We start from the raw sequence: 16934 nt of genomic DNA, 5'->3' as shown, positions 1-16934 counted from the left end.
AAACTATATGTATACCATACGAAAGTCGTCAGCGATGGCGATTTTTCTTTGTGTGCTCGCAGGAGGAATGAATTCGTGTCATCGATTACTCGTCCCAAACTATCACACTCGACAGCCAATTATCTTATTTTGATTACGGTTATTGTGGTAGCGGGAATTAGTCAGGGGCTTCTGCTGCCTGTGCTTTCGATTTTTTTGGAGCAAAAAGGGGTTTCACCAGGTTTAAACGGATTAAACGCCGCCGCGTTGTACATTGGCTCTTTTGCCATGACTCTAGTTGCGGAGCGACTATTGGGAGCACTAGGGTTCAAAAAGCTAATTGTGGGTGGCCTGATATTGGTCATGGTCCCTTTAATATTGTTTCCGTACTTACCAGATATTAAAATATGGTTCATTTTGCGTCTGGTCGTTGGAATAGGAGACAGCGCACTTCATTATGCGGCTCAGCTCTGGGTGCTGCTTGTCACTGCACCTGAAAAGCGTGGACGCTACATATCGCTATATGGCATGTCTTATGGTCTGGGATTCAGCATTGGTCCACTGGGCATCAAGCTGCTTGGATTCGGCGATGCTGTGCCTTTCTGGGTGTTGTTCGTATGTATTGCCGCAGTTCTTTTACTAGTATTAATGAAGCTTCCGGATACGAAGCCGGAAAAAGCAGAACATGGCCATCTGCCCGAACGTCGCTTCCGTCGTAGTCTGGCATGGGCTTGGTATGCACTGTTACCTGCACTTTTATACGGATATATGGAGGCCGGTATGAATAGTAACTTCCCCGTATACGGCTTGCGTATTGGATTCGACACCAATCAGATTTCCTCGTTGCTTCCTTTTATCGGAATTGGAGGTTTGTTCCTTCAATTACCTCTGGGTATGTTGAGTGACCGATATGGGCGAAAGAAAGTTTTAATGTTTGCGGGGATCAGCGGGGGAATTATCTTCATGCTGGTTCCAGTCGCAGGTACGCATTTTTGGTGGACGCTTGTATTGTTGACGATCGCAGGTGGCCTGGTCGGTTCATTTTTCTCACTGGGGCTTGCTTATGCCGCAGATATCCTGCCTAAAGTGTTGCTGCCTGCAGCCAACGTCGTGGCGTCCTTTCATTTCACGATTGGAAGCATTATTGGACCGAATCTGGGTGGTCAGATGATCAACTGGATTTCACCCGGAAGCATGTTCACGTTGCTGGGAATCATGTACCTTCTTTTCGGAGCGGCCGGTATATTATTTCGTCGTAAACCTGAGTTCGAATCTGTGTTAAAATAGAAGCTGGTGTTCGCATGGAAATTGATGTCCATTTCCGAGTACACTAGTGGTAGGGAAAAACATGGACAAGAGGAGACATCGCGATGATCAGAGTAGAGAACTTGAGTAAATCCGTTGGCGTGGACCGCGTTCCCGTTCTACGGGATATTCGATTTGATATGCAACAAGGTGAGATGATTGCTGTAGTTGGCTCAAGCGGTAGTGGGAAAAGCATGTTGCTCAAATGTTTGGCCATGATGGAAAAATGGGATTCCGGCCGGTTTACGGTGGATGGTGCCGAGATTTTGAAAGAAGGCTGGTCCGGAAAACGGAAAATCAAACGGGAATGGGCATACTTGGAACAAAATCCAGAATTATTTCCTAGACGTACAGCTCTTAAAAATGTATTAATCGGACGATCAGGTCAGACTCCCGTATGGAGAATGGTAACCGGTATGGTACGTTCCGATGATTATATGGGTGCGATGGATTATCTCGAAAACTTGGGATTACTCGATAAAGCACATCAGATTGCAGAGAAGCTGAGTGGCGGTGAGAAGCAACGTGTTGCCATTGCAAGAGCGCTTGCTCATGGTGCCAAAGTGGTTTTGGCTGATGAACCTGTGATTGGTCTGGATCCTCACACAGCGGATTCCGTGCTGGAAACGCTGCGTAAATTATGTGAAGAAGAACGTGCAACAGTTATTGCAGTACTGCCTATTGAACTTGCTGAGAAACATGCCACACGGATCTGGGGATTGGCAGATGGCAAGATTGCTTTTGATATTCGTGGACGTAGACTGACACAGCAAGAAAAAAACCAGATTTAAACTATTGAAAAGAGTGATGAGATTGTTTAATTCACGATGGGGACGCTTCATTGCAGCAGGAACGATGGCGATTGTGCTTGGTTCTGTTCTAAGCGGATGTACAGTCATAAGTGACCCCAAGGGTTTGATGAGAAAACCAATGATGTCCACAGATAAGGAAAAACTGTACAACGTGGTTCAGGTAAAACTGCCACCAGAGAGCACATTGATTCGTCCCAAGGACATGAATAATACCAGTATGATTCGAGTTGAAGACCTGAATGGGGATGGCACTCGGGAAGCGATTGTTTTTTACGAGACGCCGAATGAAAATGTGCGAATCCATGGCATGATTTTGGAAGAGCAGGGGGGCACATGGGTTAAAAAGCTTACATTTGATGTGCCGGGAAATGAGCTGCAATCCTTTAAAGTATTGGATATTACGAATGATGGTAATCCCGATATTATCCTTGGGGTTAGTTTACAGGAGCAAAAAGCTTTGACTGCCTATTCGTACAAGGGCGGGGCACTGGAACAGGTTCTAGGTGGAGTTCCGTATAATCAATATATTATTGATGATGCACAGGGAAATACGCTGGATTTGAGTGGAGATGGCAAGAGTGATTTTGTTATCATTTCTCTGAACAACAGCGGCTTTGCAACCATTGCTTTATACCAGTACGAAGATGGAAGCTTCAAGGAAGTTGATCGGGTGCAGACCGATTATACCGTTAAAGAAGTTTATAATGCTCTAGGCGGAGAGATCGCAGAAGGACAAATGGGCATTGTACTGGATGCAGAGCTTGATGATCGGAGTTCTTTCTCACAAATTATGTATGTTAAGGATAACAAGTTAGTCAATGCTTTCAAATCACCGGATCAAACGTATAGAGATGACAAAATTTTAAGCGGTGATGTTGATAATGATGGTATTATTGAGTTTGGACTCAAAGAGACTCCAAAGGGTTGGGAGCATTACGTTTTTGACTCTCGGTTGTGGTTCTATACCTATTATCAATGGGATGGCAAAGACGGCAAGAAATTTGTCTCATTCCAATTCCGGGATGATGCCGATTTATTTCATCTAAACCTCAAGCCAGAGTGGTACGGTAAAATCACTATTGATACCAAATCGGAAAAGGAAAAATATATTCGATTTAAAATGATTGATACGGACGAAACCGTGGCAGAGATCAAATATTTCACCCTTTCCAAGTGGGAACAGGAGAAGGGTAAAAGCTGGAAGGAAATTACACGAACCAAAGATCGGGTTATTGCTTCACGAGTAGCACAATCAGAGGCGGGTAAAGATGCACTGAGTAATACTTCTCAGCTGAATAGAAAGGGAGAGCTTAATGAGTAAAGTACTTATTCTTGAGGATGAAGAATCCATCCGCAGTTTTATAGTGATTAATCTAAAGAGAAACGGATTCGAAGTGCTTGAAGCGGGTGACGGCCACGAAGCGCTTCGTATACTGCAAACGGTACCGGATATTGATCTGGCTCTGCTGGATGTCATGGTACCAGGTATCGATGGATTCGAAGTGTGTCGCCGAATCCGTGAAACCAATGAACGTCTGGGTATTATTTTCTTAACAGCGAAAGTTCAGGAACAGGATAAAGTATATGCACTCTCCGTTGGTGCAGATGATCACGTAAGCAAGCCTTTCAGCCCAACAGAGCTGATTGCGCGTATTCAGTCTTTGTTACGTCGTGTGAACGTGCACCGGGAAACTGCGGCTAAGGTTACGTTCCAGTCCGGACCATTTTCACTGGATCTGATCTCGAAACAGTTCAAAAAACAGAATGAAGCCATTGAGTTAACTCCAACGGAGTTTTCCTTGATTCAGTTTTTCCTGGAAAAAGAAAATACACCGCTCAGCCGCGATGTGTTGTTAGATCACGTATGGGGCAAAGAGTACATGGGTGATCCCAAAATTGTGGATGTGAACATTCGTCGTCTCCGTCAAAAAATTGAGAACAATCCTTCCGAGCCCGAATACCTGCAGACTGTATGGGGTCACGGGTACAAATGGAAGGGCCGGGAGCAATGATTAAAAAAGGCATTACACGGCAGATCGTACTACACTATTTCTTTGTAGTTTTTCTTGCTCTGCTGTTGGTCGAATTCGTATTTATGTTGGCAGTACAAAGGTATTATTATGAAAGTATCTACAATACGATTAGTACCCATATCTCCAATTCAAAGGACTTTTTCGAGCCAATCGCTCGTGAGAATAACACGGAGGACGGAAATAACCTGTCCAGACTGATTGTGAATTTGGCATTGTCCAATACTGAATTGGAAATTTTGGATCTGAACGGGCGCGTATTGGCGAGTTCGACTGCTTTTGAATCTGACCGTGCTGTGTTGCAAACCAGTGATATTATGCAGGCTTTGAACGGGGATATGGGACGCTGGATTGGAAGACAACCAGGTACTGGGGAATCCGTCATGGCCGTTTCACACAAGTTTGATCTGGGCGGCGAAAATACTTATGTAATTCGATATCTGACATCACTCGAGGATGTAAACTCCAAGCTGCTAAATATGGGATTGCTAGCCGCTGCGGTCGGTGTTGCCGTGCTTGCGATTGTGTTAATTATCAGTATTGGTATGGCGAATTCCATTGTGCGTCCAATCAACAACATCACTGCAGTATCCGCTCAAATGGCTAGGGGACGGCTCGATGTCAGGGTTAAGGGAAACTATAAGCACGAACTGGGCGAACTGGCATCGACGCTTAACTTCATGGCACATGAAATTGTGCGCAGTAATCAGATCAAGGATGATTTTATCTCTTCGATCTCACATGAATTAAGAACACCCCTGACCAGTATTAAGGGCTGGAGTGAGACACTTGACTCAGGCGGTTATGATCCGGAAGAAACCCGAATTGGGATGGGTATCATTTCCAAGGAAACCGAACGACTGATTGGACTTGTTGAAGAGATGCTGGATTTCTCCAAATTGCAGCAGAACCAGATGAAGCTGGTCAAAGGAACCGTCAACATTCGTGAAATTGTACAGGAAACGATGTTGAATGTCTGGGCCAAAGCGGAACAAAAACAGGTTCATCTTAAGTTGGAAACGGATGAGACTCGTGCTTATAATGTCCATGGAGACGGCAACAGACTAAAACAAGTCTTCCTGAACGTTGTGGATAATGCAATCAAATTTTCACATGAAAATTCCTGGATCTTTTTGTCCGTCAAAGAGGAGAATGGTCAGATTATTGCAGCTGTTCAGGACACAGGCATCGGAATCAGTGAGGAACACCTTATTAAAGTGCGGGACCGCTTCTTCCAGGTCAATCATCAAAATGGGGGAACGGGACTGGGGCTTGCGATTACGCAGGAACTGGTGGAACTGCATGAGGGAACCATCACGATGCAAAGTGAACTCGGATCGGGGACAACCGTTACGGTTACGTTACCCGCTGTGGCTGAGGAGATGGGGACAGAGGAATCTGTCACACAGTCTGGTGATGCTGAAGTTACAGAAGAGCGAATAGCAAGCGATGTGAAATTAGATGATCTGAAAAATTCTTAAGATTGAATGCATTTCATATTACCTAAATCCATTTTTAGTGACTTATGAAACGGATTCGGTTGTAAAAGGTTTTTACAAAATCCACACAAAAAAGGTGAGCCATCCAAGGCTCACCTTTTTTGTGTGTTATGTTTATGTTTATTTATGAAGAAAGTTCACCAGCACGCAGGCGCCCACTTTTTTCATATACTTCTTTCAAGATACGAACAGGTTGTGTGCGGACAGCCGGCTTGGCAGAAACAATCTCGTTAGGCCCAACGACAACAATTTCATCCGCTGTACCCTTCACAATTGCACCGTCTTTGATAATCGCACCTTCACCAATGATGGCGCGTTCGATGTGAACGCCACGGCCTACACGTGCGTTAGGCATAACGACACTGTCTATAACCTCAGAGCCTTTACCCACTTCAGCACCGCAGAAGATTACAGAACGTTCGGCATGACCTTCAATGGCACAAGAGTCATGAATCATGGAAGTCACATGTTCAATCTTCGTATGTCTTGCCTTGTAGGCACTTGGCTTGGAACGCCAGTCGCGAGTAAACATTGGCCAGTTTTCTTTTTGAAGACTCCAGTCTTCATCGTTGTGCAACAGATCCATATGTGCATCCCAAAGGCTCTTAACCGTGCCTACATCTTTCCAATAACCATTAAAGTTATAGACAAAGAGGGGATTGTTCTCGTTCAACATCTGAGGAATCACATCTTTACCGAAGTCATGGCTGGATTCAGGATTAGCAGCATCTTCCAAGAGATGGCGCTTCAGATACTCCCATTTGAACATGTAAATACCCATTGAAGCCAGATTACTTTTTGGTTCTGCCGGTTTTTCGGCAAACTCGGTTACACGCAGATCAGCATCCGCAGCCATGATCCCAAAGCGATGTGCTTCATCCCATGGAACTTCCATCACCGAGATCGTTGCTGCGGCATTATTGGCTTGATGAGCCTCCAACATTTCGCGATAATTCATATGATAAATATGGTCACCCGACAAAATTAGAACATTTTCGGGGTTTTGTTGGTCAATATAGTCGATATTTTTATAAATAGCATCCGCCGTTCCCAAGTATTCGTCATTTCCTGTATGATAAGATGGAAGCAAGGAGATTCCTGCCTCACTTGACTGACCATGTCCCCATGGTTCTCCTCCACCGATATGATCATGTAATGATTCCGCTTGATACTGCGTTAGTACACCTACAGTGTCGATCCCTGAGTTAACGCAGTTACTGAGAGGAAAATCGATGATTCGGTAGTGCCCGCCAAACGGTACAGCGGGTTTTGCGATACTTGAGGTTAAAGGGGCTAATCGTTTCCCTTCTCCTCCCGCCAACAGCATAGCGATGCAATCTTTATTAAACATAATCGTTTCCCTCCCAAAATATTGTGCAATGTAGTACATCATTAACGCAAAGTAGAGCAAATGAAACTGTTGTTACTGTAAAAATTCAGAAAAAATACAACATTTTCTAATGCACCGCATTTTTCTTTTCAACTTGGCTAGAATGGGGTAATGGTTACTGTTATATCTATTTTCTTGAGAAGAAGGTGATCTCTTGGCCATTCAACCGTTAGCACACCCGGACATATTGCCGGAGCATATTTATTTATTTCATGAAGGTAACCTTCATCACAGTTATCGAATGTTAGGCGCACAGCCTGAGACTTGCGACGGCCATCAGGGGTATCGCTTTACCGTATGGGCACCAAATGCCGCAGAAGTGGGACTAGCTCTGGACCGTAATGATTGGAAAGGCGAACAGGAACCTTTATATAAGATACCCGAATCAGGATTTTGGAGTCGTTTTTTTCCGGAAATCAGTGAAGGAACTTTATACAAGTTCCGTATATTAACGGAAGATGGAACAGAATTGCTCAAAGCGGACCCTTATGCGTTTCAAGCGGAGGTTAGACCTCAGACAGCCTCTGTCACCAGTTCAATCGAAGGTTACAAATGGAATGATGGAGCCTGGAGACGTAAACAACGTGCCATGTATAACAAACCTCTACATATTTACGAAATGCATATGGGAACCTGGAAGCGCAAAGAAGATGGTAGCCTCTACAGTTATCGCGAGATGGCGGACTTGCTCGTTCCTTACTTATTAGAAATGAAATATACACATGTTGAGATGATGCCTCTCAGTGAGCATCCCTATGACCTTTCGTGGGGATACCAGAACACAGGATTCTACGCGCCAACGAGCCGTTACGGGCAACCGAAAGATCTGATGTATCTTGTGGATACACTGCATCAGGCTGGAATAGGCGTACTCCTGGATTGGGTGCCTGCACATTTTGCCAAAGATGCTCATGGGTTGCGTATGTTCGATGGAACACCTTTATATGAGTATGCAGACCCGATGTTAGCGGAGAAACCAGGCTGGGGTACACTCAGCTTTGATTACTCGAAACCTGAGATTCGTTCCTTTCTGATCTCCAATGCATTGTATTGGATGGAGATGTATCATTTTGACGGACTGCGTGTTGATGCGGTTACGAGTATGCTTCGGCTTGATTTTGAAAAGCAACCAGGACAATACCGTACCAATGATGAAGGGGGTCTTGAGAACAAGGAAGCTGTAGCCTTTTTGCAGCAGCTGAATGAGACGGTATTCAAGTATTTCCCTTATGCATTGATGATGGCTGAAGAATCCAGTGCATGGCCAATGGTGACGTTACCTGTAGATGAGGGTGGTCTGGGTTTCAACTACAAATGGAACATGGGCTGGATGAACGATACGCTTGATTACATGGAATCTGATTTTCATGAGCGTCCTTCCAAACATCATTTGCTGACTTTCCCGGTCGTATACTCCTTTGCTGAAAATTATGTGCTACCTCTGTCTCATGACGAGGTTGTTCATGGCAAAAAGTCGCTCCTCGACAAGATGCCAGGAACCTATGAGCAGAAATTTGCCGGCATGCGTGCTTTTCTGGGCTATTTTATGACTTTCCCAGGAAAAAAGCTGTTGTTTATGGGGGGAGACTTTGGCCAGTTCATCGAATGGAAAGATGAGGATCAACTGGATTGGTTCTTGCTGGATTATGACAGTCACCGCAATTTGCATAAGTTTGAGCGTGAGCTGTCTAACCTGTACTTGAGCGAAAAAGCTTTGTGGGAGCTTGATCATTCCTTGGACGGTTATGAATGGATCACTCCGGATGATCAGGACCAGAGTGTCATTTCATATGTACGCAAAGGAAAAAAACCTGCGGATACACTCCTTGTGCTCATTAACTTTCAGCCGGTCAAGCGGGAGCGTTACCGGATTGGTGTCATGCGTCCCGGTATGTATACCGAAGTTCTGAACAGTGACCATTCCGTTTACGGCGGTTCAGGCATAATTAATGATATGCAACTGCCTACCGAAAAGATTCCTTTTCATGGGCATCCGCATAGTCTCGAATTGATTTTGCCTCCACTGAGCATCGTGATACTAAAAAAGAACACGCGCCGGAAAACGGATGAATCGCCTGCGAGTATTACTTCCGTCAGTTCAAAAACGAAAAATAAGAATGAAAACAACACGCTGAAACCGAAGAGGAGGACGAAGGCATGAATATTCTATTTGCTGCTGCTGAAGTACATCCATTTATCAAAACAGGAGGCCTCGCTGACGTAATCGGTGCTCTCCCTTTCGCATTGAAGAAGAGCGGAGCAGATGTGCGGGTGATTATGCCTAAATACAAGGGAATCCCCGATGAATATAAAGACGCATTGCAGCCAGTCATCACAACGGATGTGCCCCTTGGCTGGCGCAGACCTTATTGCGGGATAGAAATGCTGGTTCATGATGGAATTCCAGTTTATTTTGTGGATAATGAGTATTATTTTGGGCGTGACGGGGTGTACGGGTATATGGATGATGGCGAGCGCTTCGCCTTCTTCAACCGTGCAGTTCTTGAAGTATTACCACAGATTGAGTTCAAGCCTGACGTGCTGCACAGTCATGACTGGCATGCAGGAATGATTCCTTTGGTGCTTGAAGCCCATTACAGACACGATCCATTCTACAGTGATATTCGTACGGTGTTCACCATACATAACTTGTTGTACCAAGGGGTATTCCCGCATGAGTTATTCAGTGAAATCCTTGAATTGGACGATCGATATTTCACCGTGGATGGAGCCGAATATTATGGTAATGTCAATTTCCTGAAAGCTGGTATTGTGTATGCTGATCATGTGACAACGGTGAGCCCAACATACGCACAGGAAGTGCAAACGTCTTATTACGGATATGGCCTGGACGGACTGCTCAGTTCTCTTGGAGATCGATTCAGCGGAATTGTGAACGGAATTGATACCAAGAGCTACAACCCGGCGACAGACACCAAAATCCCTGTGAAATACAGAACAAGTCTGTCCAAGAAAACGGAGAATAAAATTGAGCTGCAAAAAGAACTTGGGCTTCCTGTTCGACCGGATGTACCTCTCATGGTCATGGTCACAAGGCTTGTGGACTCCAAGGGGCTTGATCTGGTCTGCCGCATCCTGGATGAATTGTTGTACTATGATGACATTCAATTTGCGGTACTGGGAACAGGGGAGCAGGCATATGAACACTGGTTCCGTGAAGCTGCGAATCGTTATCCGCTTAAAATGTCTGCTCAGATTAAATTTAACGATGGGTTATCCCGCCGTTTCTATGCAGGCAGTGATATCTTCCTGATGCCATCCAGGTTCGAGCCATGTGGTATTAGTCAGCTACTGGCTCTGCGTTATGGCAGTGTGCCTCTCGTAAGGGAAACAGGTGGTCTGAATGATACCGTACAGGCTTATAACGAGTTTACCGGAGAAGGGAATGGCTTCTCATTCACGAGTTTTAACGCACATGACATGATGAATACCATTCGGCGTGCGGAGGAAATCTACAAACAGCCAGAACACTGGAAGAAAATTGTGAAGAATGCAATGGGCGGAGAATATAGCTGGAACGTCTCAGCTGAGGAATATATGGATATCTATCGCCGGATTACACTTGAACCTATAAATTAATAAATTAATGCAGTCGTGAATGAGCCACAGCATATGATGCTGTGGCTTTTACGCAAAGAACACTTCGATACTTCAGAATGAACGTGCTCCGTTTATCTGAAAGTGGTAGAAGTGTTTTTCTTTAGCCATGATTATGCTTGGACTGAATGATTAAAATGGATCGTTGCTGGATCAAGCTGTCTGTACAAAATGCGGTACCCATAGGGGTCGAGCTTAATATTCATTAATCCATTGGTTGGGGATACAGGCTCTTCAGTTAATGCATCCTTCCAGTCTTTCGTTTCCATGGGATGTGAGAGCGTACGATCTTGAGGTGTATTGTTCATCCATACGGTAAAGTGAAGGTTGTCATCCACACGCTCGTACACGATACAGGGGTCATTGTGATCAGCCTTGAGGAAACGGAAGCGTCCTTTGCGCAGGGCTTCATTGCTTTTGCGTAAATCAATCATCAGACGATAAAAATCATAAAGTTCTCTGTCTTGCTTGTCCTGGTCCCATTCCATGCATTTTCGACAATCGGGGTCAGCATCACCACTAATCCCAACTTCGTCGCCGTAGAAGATACAAGGTGTACCGATATAGGTGAAAAGAAATACAACCGATAACTTTAATCGGCGTTTGTCTTCCCCTAACCGGGTGAGCAGGCGAGGGGTATCATGGCTGCACAGCATATTGAAGATGACCTCATTCGTTTGTTGTGGGTATCGCATAACCAATGAACCCATCTCATTGGCAAAATGATAACCATCCATTGATCCACAGAAGAACTGAAGTACTTTGTCGGCAAAAGGATAATTCATGACGGAATCAAATTGATCCCCCATAAGCCAGGTCAAGGAATCGCTCCATACTTCACCAACAATATAGGCTTCGGGATTCGCTGCCTTCACAACCTTGCGAAAATCACGCCAGAAATGGTTGTCCACTTCATTCGCTACATCCAGCCGCCAGCCGTCCAGCTTGATTTCCTTGATCCAATACTCAGCCACATCGAGTAGATATGCCTTAACCTCTGGGTTGGCTGTATTGAACTTGGGCATGTTGCCATAGAAACCAAATGTATCGTAGGTAGGTATACCGTCCTTGATCTGAACCGGATATTCATTGATGTGGAACCAATCGGCATACGTTGAGTTTTTTCCATGTCTGAGTACGTCTTGAAAAGGAGGGAAGTCTTCGCTGCAGTGGTTAAACACCGCGTCCAACATGACACGGATACCCAGGCGATGGCATTCTTCTGTCACTTGTTTGAGCATGGCGTTATCACCGAAATGGGGGTCGACTTTTTCATAGTCAATGGTGTCGTACTTGTGGTAGGAATTGGCCTGAAATAACGGGGTAAAGTAAATGGCGTTCACGCCAAGTTCAGTCAAGTCATGCAGATGATCCAGCACACCTTGCAGATCTCCACCAAAATAATTGTCCAGCTCAGGTTTGCCACCCCAGTCATGGGTTCCTTGCGGATTCAGCTTGGGATCTCCATTGGCAAACCGTTCGGTCATGATCTGATAAAAGACAGCTTCTTTGGCCCACTCGGGCACCTTAAACACATCGATCTCATGTATATAAGAGAACTCATAATATCCTCCGGTTGGATAGGGGGCCTCATAATGAATGCCGTTATCCGCGAGGAAAACATCTTCCGAACCGGCGGTTATCCGAAATATATAAGTGAGACGTTTGAATTGAGGTTTGACCGCAGCCTCCCAATAATCAAACATGCTATCGGCAGCAGCCTTCTCCAGTTGAATTTCCTTGTAAGTTCCATTCCAATTGTACTTATCTCCGGTCAGTGCAGTCACGTATTGAACATCATTTCGCTTGGTTCGAACGCGTAGATGTATGGTAGACGAATCATAAGCATAGGCCCACTTGTCACGAGGAACATGATACATGGCTTCGAGTAGCATGACAGCACCTCCTGAATATAGGATAAGTTATAGAGGTTATTCAAAAGCCCACTTTTGATTACAAAGGATGCCTATCGGCATCATCGGCATCGAATATGGAATTCAGCCGAAATAAGCATATGCTTACGAAGTATGTTTCCTACGGAAACATTGTAGTTGCTCACGTAGTTTTGCCTACGCTCCGCTACTCCATTTCTAGCTTCATCCAATCTTCTCGGTACTGAAAATCGGTCTTTTTGAACATGCACTTATAGCAATAAATAACCAAGTTAGCCAGCAAATGAACCACAATTCCTGTAATAAAATGTATTATTTTCAGTATTTTCAAGGGTTTCTTTCACAGCATCTCCAGCTTCTTGCTGAATATACTTACTGCTAAATCAAGAAAAGGGTGCCTGGAACAAGCTTGGATTTCAAGTTTGTTCCAGGCACCCCTATATAGCATGTTAAAGCAAATCTTAGCGAATCGCTTGCTCAAACTCTGTACGGATGGATTGAAGCAGCTCCGGCTGGCTCAGAACGTCGTAGGCTGTTGTAGCGAGTGCCTTGGCTCCCAGAATCATGCCGTCCAGCGCACGTTCTTGTAGTGCAAGATCACGGAAAGCTATGGAGTGCAGTGTGTGCACCTCATCCACAACACGGATGTAGGGATGGATGGCAGGACATTTTAGAGAAACGTTACCGATGTCCATCGAGCCATGATCGTTACCACTCACAATTTCTTCTTGCGGGATGCCGAGTTCCATCAGATTTTGACTAAACGCAGCTGAAAATGCTTCATTGGTCACCATCTCGTCGTAAGACGTTTCATAGTTGGACGTCACCAGCTTGCAACCTGTCTGTAGAGCAGATCCTTCAGCAATCTGAATCACACGCTCTGTGAGGATATTCAGTTCTTTTCGGGTTGCTGCACGTACATAAAATTGGGCTGAAGCGTAGTCAGGAATGATGTTTGCCGCCTGACCGCCGTTGTTAATCACACCATGAATACGAACGGTGCTTTTCACTTGTTGTCGGAATGCGTTGATCCCGTTGAATGTTTGAATGACAGCATCAAGTGCATTAATGCCTTCGTGCGGGCTTGCAGCAGCATGTGAAGAGCGGCCATGGAATTCAAATTGAACAGCATCAATAGCCAGTGAGCTGCCGGACTTTTCGTAGGCATAATACGGATGCGCCATGAGAGCGACATCGCAGTCATCGAACAAACCTGCTTCCGCCATCGGAACTTTAGCACCACGTGTCTCTTCAGCGGGGGTACCGAACACTTTAAGGGTTCCACCTACTTCATCCAGAATGGATTTCAGCCCAACAGCAGCTCCAAGACTCATCATGCAGATTAGATGGTGACCACAGGCGTGACCGATCTCCGGCAAAGCGTCATACTCACACAGTAATGCGATAGTAGGGCCGGGTTTGGCGGCCGAATAGGTTCCGATAAAAGCTGTGTCCAGTCCGAGAATGGGAGCCTCTACCGTGAAACCGTGGAAGACCAGCTCTTCTTTCAAACGGGCAGAAGCGAGATACTCTTCATTTCCCAGTTCGGGGTTGGCGCCAATATATGATGAAATGGCTTTAAAACGGGAAGCATATTGATCAATAACCGTCAGGATCTGTGATTTGTTAGATGTCATTTGTAAACTCCTTATGCAAAAATGAAAATAATTCATTGATTATATCACGTTTGCTTCATTTTTTCAGAAACAAGTCAAGATTTGTAATGTCAAAATGCATTGCATAATCATGCATTGTACTTTATAATGACTCAGTCATCAACATGAGAAGCATACAATGTATTGTAAGGGGAGAGAAAAAGGTTGAAATTGATAAGTCGTTACACCATGATGCTGTTGACCTTTGTTGTTCTGCTGACGACTGCCGTTCCTGTGGCACTTGCAAGTGGAACTACAGATAATTCAAGCAGTAAAAAGCTGGTGCTCGGTACAAGTGCCGATTTTGCACCATATGAATTCCATAAAGTGATTAATGGCAAAGATGAAATCGTCGGTTTCGATATTGAGATCGCCAAAGAGATTGCCAAAGATCTTGGCGCTGAGCTTGTGATTGAGGATATGGGCTTCGACGGTCTTCTGCCTTCATTGCAGAGCGGGCGTGTTGATCTGGTAATTTCAGGTATGACGCCGACGGATGAGCGGAAGAAAAGTATCGATTTTTCCGACACCTATTATAAATCAAAACAAGTGATTATGGTTCGCAATGCGGATAAAGACAAATATCCAACCATGGCAGAACTTGAAAATGCGAAAATTGGCGTTCAGAAAGGCTCCATTCAGGAAACGATCGGACAGAGTATTCCAGGAGCGAAACTTACTGCGCTGGATAAAATCTCGGATATCGTGCTTCAACTGCAAACAAAACGCATTGACGCGGCAATCGTTGAAGATACTGTTGCTGCAGGTTATCTGGACGATATCATTGGACTTGCTGCTGCTGTTCCGGACGAAGAGCAAGCAGAAGCGGCAATCGGGATTCGTAAAGGAAATACCGAGCTGCTAGCTGCAGTAAATGGAACACTGGAACGATTGAAAAGTGAAGATAAAATCAATCAGATGGTGACGGACGCCAGCCTCTTGATGGCGGATAAAGTGAACAAATCACAAAATATTTTCCAAGTATTCTGGGAGTACAAAAGTTTCTATGCTACAGGTGTAGGATACACACTTCTGTTGTCTGCACTTGGCGTTATCTTCGGGGTAATTATTGGATTGATCATCTGTTTGTTCCGTCTACATGACGCTGCAATCTTGCGCTGGATCGGTACGGCTTACGTTGAAGTGATCCGTGGCACACCGATGCTGGTACAATTGATGATTATTTATTATGGTTTTTCCCTGAGCTTTGGCATTAACTTCACTGCACTTCAGGCAGGTATCATTACACTTTCAATCAATAGTGGTGCCTATCTGGCGGAGATTTTCCGTGCAGGTATCCAAGGTGTGGATCGTGGTCAGTTGGAGGCAGCGCGTTCCCTCGGAATGGGCAGAGGTGCAGCAATGCGTTACATTATATTGCCACAAGCCTTCAAAGCTGTATTACCAGCGATCGGTAATGAATTTATAACTATTATCAAAGAATCCTCTATTATCTCCGTTATCGGTATGGTGGATATTATGTATCAGGCAAGTGTAGTCAAAAACATTACGTACCAAGGTTTGAGTCCATTTTTGATTGCAGCAGCCATCTACTTTGTAATGACGTTCATTTTGTCCAAGCTGCTGGGACGACTGGAAAGGAAGTTGAGTGCAAGTGATAGACGTTAGACAATTACACAAATCTTATGGTAATAACGATGTACTTAAAGGCATTAACGTGACGATTGGCAAAGGTGAGGTTGTCGTGGTTATCGGTCCTTCCGGTTCAGGTAAAAGTACATTCTTGCGTTGTCTGAACTTGTTGGAACAGCCTACCTCGGGAGAGATTGATTTTGAAGGCGTATCAATCACCGATCCGAAGCACAACATCAATGCGACTCGTGAGAAGATGGGTATGGTGTTCCAGCATTTCAACCTGTTCCCACACAAAACGGTACAGCAAAACATTACGATTGCCCCGATTAAAGTGAAGAAGCAATCCACGCAGGAAGCGGAGAAAATCGCTGCTGATCTGCTAAACACTGTGGGCTTGTATGATAAAAAAGATACTTTCCCGAACCAGCTGTCCGGTGGACAGAAGCAGCGGATCGCCATTGCAAGAGCATTGGCCATGCAGCCGCATGTAATGCTGTTTGACGAGCCTACTTCGGCACTGGACCCCGAGATGGTCGGTGAAGTGCTGGATGTCATGAAACGTCTTGCAGAAGGCGGGATGACGATGGTCATCGTAACACATGAGATGGGTTTTGCACGTGAAGTGGGAGACCGAATCCTGTTCATGGATGGCGGGGTCATTGTAGAAGAAGGAACACCTGATGAGGTGTTTGGAGCACCAAAAAATTCACGTACACGTGATTTTCTTGCTAAAGTACTCTAAATGAAATGATTTAATAGCGTTACTGACATCGAGTCGGTAACGCTATTTTTTTGTGCGTAATAATCATTTCTAGATTTGAAAAGTAACTTTTCTGTTACCTTATATAAAGAAATCGGGTTGCCCAACTATTCTGAATTATCCAGTATTCTTACAGTTGATGACATGTTCAAAACCTTTTGGTAAGAATTACTACAAGTTCAGGTTACAAAATTGTGATATATTGAACTCTGCCGAAACTTCCGGACAGGGAGTGCGGGGGATGTAACGATGCAGATCGTGCAGGGGGAAGATCTATGGCACACTGCTTGGGGTGAATTAGGGGTACATAACGTTTCACATGTAACGAAGGACCTATAGGGTGGCTCCTCATCCGAATCCGACAACTAACTTCGCAGGCATAATGAGGGAGGAAGACC

At 44.9% G+C, this 16934-nt stretch carries 12 protein-coding genes and 1 riboswitch; of the genes, 9 read left to right on the top strand and 3 right to left on the bottom strand.

Annotated elements, in window-relative coordinates; genetic code table 11:
• The first annotated feature begins 75 nt into the window (after window positions 1-75).
• From MKX75_RS16500 to MKX75_RS16480, 5 genes are all read left to right on the top strand, one after another.
• The gene (locus MKX75_RS16500; protein ID WP_076331571.1) at window positions 76-1266 is read left to right on the top strand and encodes an MFS transporter; all 1191 of its coding nucleotides are present in this window, start codon (window positions 76-78) and stop codon (window positions 1264-1266) included.
• Between the two features lie 83 nt (window positions 1267-1349).
• A complete protein-coding gene (locus tag MKX75_RS16495; protein WP_062834868.1) occupies window positions 1350-2075 on the top strand; it encodes an ATP-binding cassette domain-containing protein in 726 nt (241 codons plus the stop codon).
• Window positions 2076-2097: 22 nt separating this feature from the next.
• Complete coding sequence (locus MKX75_RS16490; RefSeq protein ID WP_076331572.1) at window positions 2098-3417, top strand: hypothetical protein; 1320 nt, start codon at window positions 2098-2100, stop codon at window positions 3415-3417.
• The gene (locus MKX75_RS16485) at window positions 3410-4108 is read left to right on the top strand and encodes a response regulator transcription factor (protein ID WP_017688086.1); all 699 of its coding nucleotides are present in this window, start codon (window positions 3410-3412) and stop codon (window positions 4106-4108) included. The genes MKX75_RS16490 and MKX75_RS16485 overlap by 8 nt, the downstream gene beginning before the upstream one ends.
• Window positions 4105-5607, top strand: a complete 1503-nt coding sequence (locus MKX75_RS16480) for a HAMP domain-containing sensor histidine kinase (RefSeq protein WP_339166037.1) — start codon at window positions 4105-4107, stop codon at window positions 5605-5607. Before MKX75_RS16485 ends, MKX75_RS16480 begins: the two co-directional genes overlap by 4 nt.
• Window positions 5608-5749: 142 nt before the next feature.
• Here MKX75_RS16480 and MKX75_RS16475 read toward each other — a convergent pair whose 3' ends face one another.
• Window positions 5750-6976: a glucose-1-phosphate adenylyltransferase gene (locus tag MKX75_RS16475; protein ID WP_076331574.1), complete on the bottom strand. Its 1227-nt coding sequence runs from the start codon at window positions 6974-6976 to the stop codon at window positions 5750-5752.
• A gap of 193 nt (window positions 6977-7169) precedes the next feature.
• On the opposite strand from MKX75_RS16475, the gene glgB reads away from it, so the two are divergent.
• Complete coding sequence (gene glgB, locus MKX75_RS16470; RefSeq protein ID WP_145148363.1) at window positions 7170-9176, top strand: 1,4-alpha-glucan branching protein GlgB; 2007 nt, start codon at window positions 7170-7172, stop codon at window positions 9174-9176.
• Window positions 9173-10615, top strand: coding sequence for a glycogen synthase GlgA (gene glgA / locus MKX75_RS16465; RefSeq protein WP_076331576.1), 1443 nt, complete (start codon window positions 9173-9175; stop codon window positions 10613-10615). The genes glgB and glgA overlap by 4 nt, the downstream gene beginning before the upstream one ends.
• A 131-nt stretch (window positions 10616-10746) precedes the next feature.
• On the opposite strand, the gene MKX75_RS16460 is transcribed toward glgA, so the two are convergent.
• Both MKX75_RS16460 and MKX75_RS16455 read right to left on the bottom strand, forming a co-directional pair.
• On the bottom strand, window positions 10747-12528 hold the full coding sequence (locus MKX75_RS16460) for an alpha-glycosidase (RefSeq protein ID WP_076331577.1): 1782 nt from the start codon (window positions 12526-12528) through the stop codon (window positions 10747-10749).
• A gap of 458 nt (window positions 12529-12986) precedes the next feature.
• Entirely contained in the window at window positions 12987-14162 is a 1176-nt protein-coding gene (locus MKX75_RS16455; protein ID WP_062834861.1) for a M20 family metallopeptidase, read from the bottom strand.
• Window positions 14163-14345: 183 nt separating this feature from the next.
• Between MKX75_RS16455 and MKX75_RS16450 the strand changes: the two genes are divergently transcribed.
• Entirely contained in the window at window positions 14346-15809 is a 1464-nt protein-coding gene (locus MKX75_RS16450) for an ABC transporter permease subunit (protein WP_082762785.1), read from the top strand.
• On the top strand, window positions 15796-16518 hold the full coding sequence (locus tag MKX75_RS16445) for an amino acid ABC transporter ATP-binding protein (protein WP_017688094.1): 723 nt from the start codon (window positions 15796-15798) through the stop codon (window positions 16516-16518). The genes MKX75_RS16450 and MKX75_RS16445 overlap by 14 nt, the downstream gene beginning before the upstream one ends.
• Window positions 16519-16736: 218 nt before the next feature.
• Window positions 16737-16932, top strand: a riboswitch (cyclic di-AMP (ydaO/yuaA leader).
• The last annotated feature ends 2 nt before the right edge of the window (window positions 16933-16934 follow it).

The organism is Paenibacillus sp. FSL R5-0341 (assembly GCF_037975235.1).
GTDB lineage: Bacteria > Bacillota > Bacilli > Paenibacillales > Paenibacillaceae > Paenibacillus > Paenibacillus amylolyticus_A.
The sequence above is the reverse complement of the archived record's forward strand: the minus strand, read 5'-3'. Positions and strand labels throughout refer to the sequence as shown.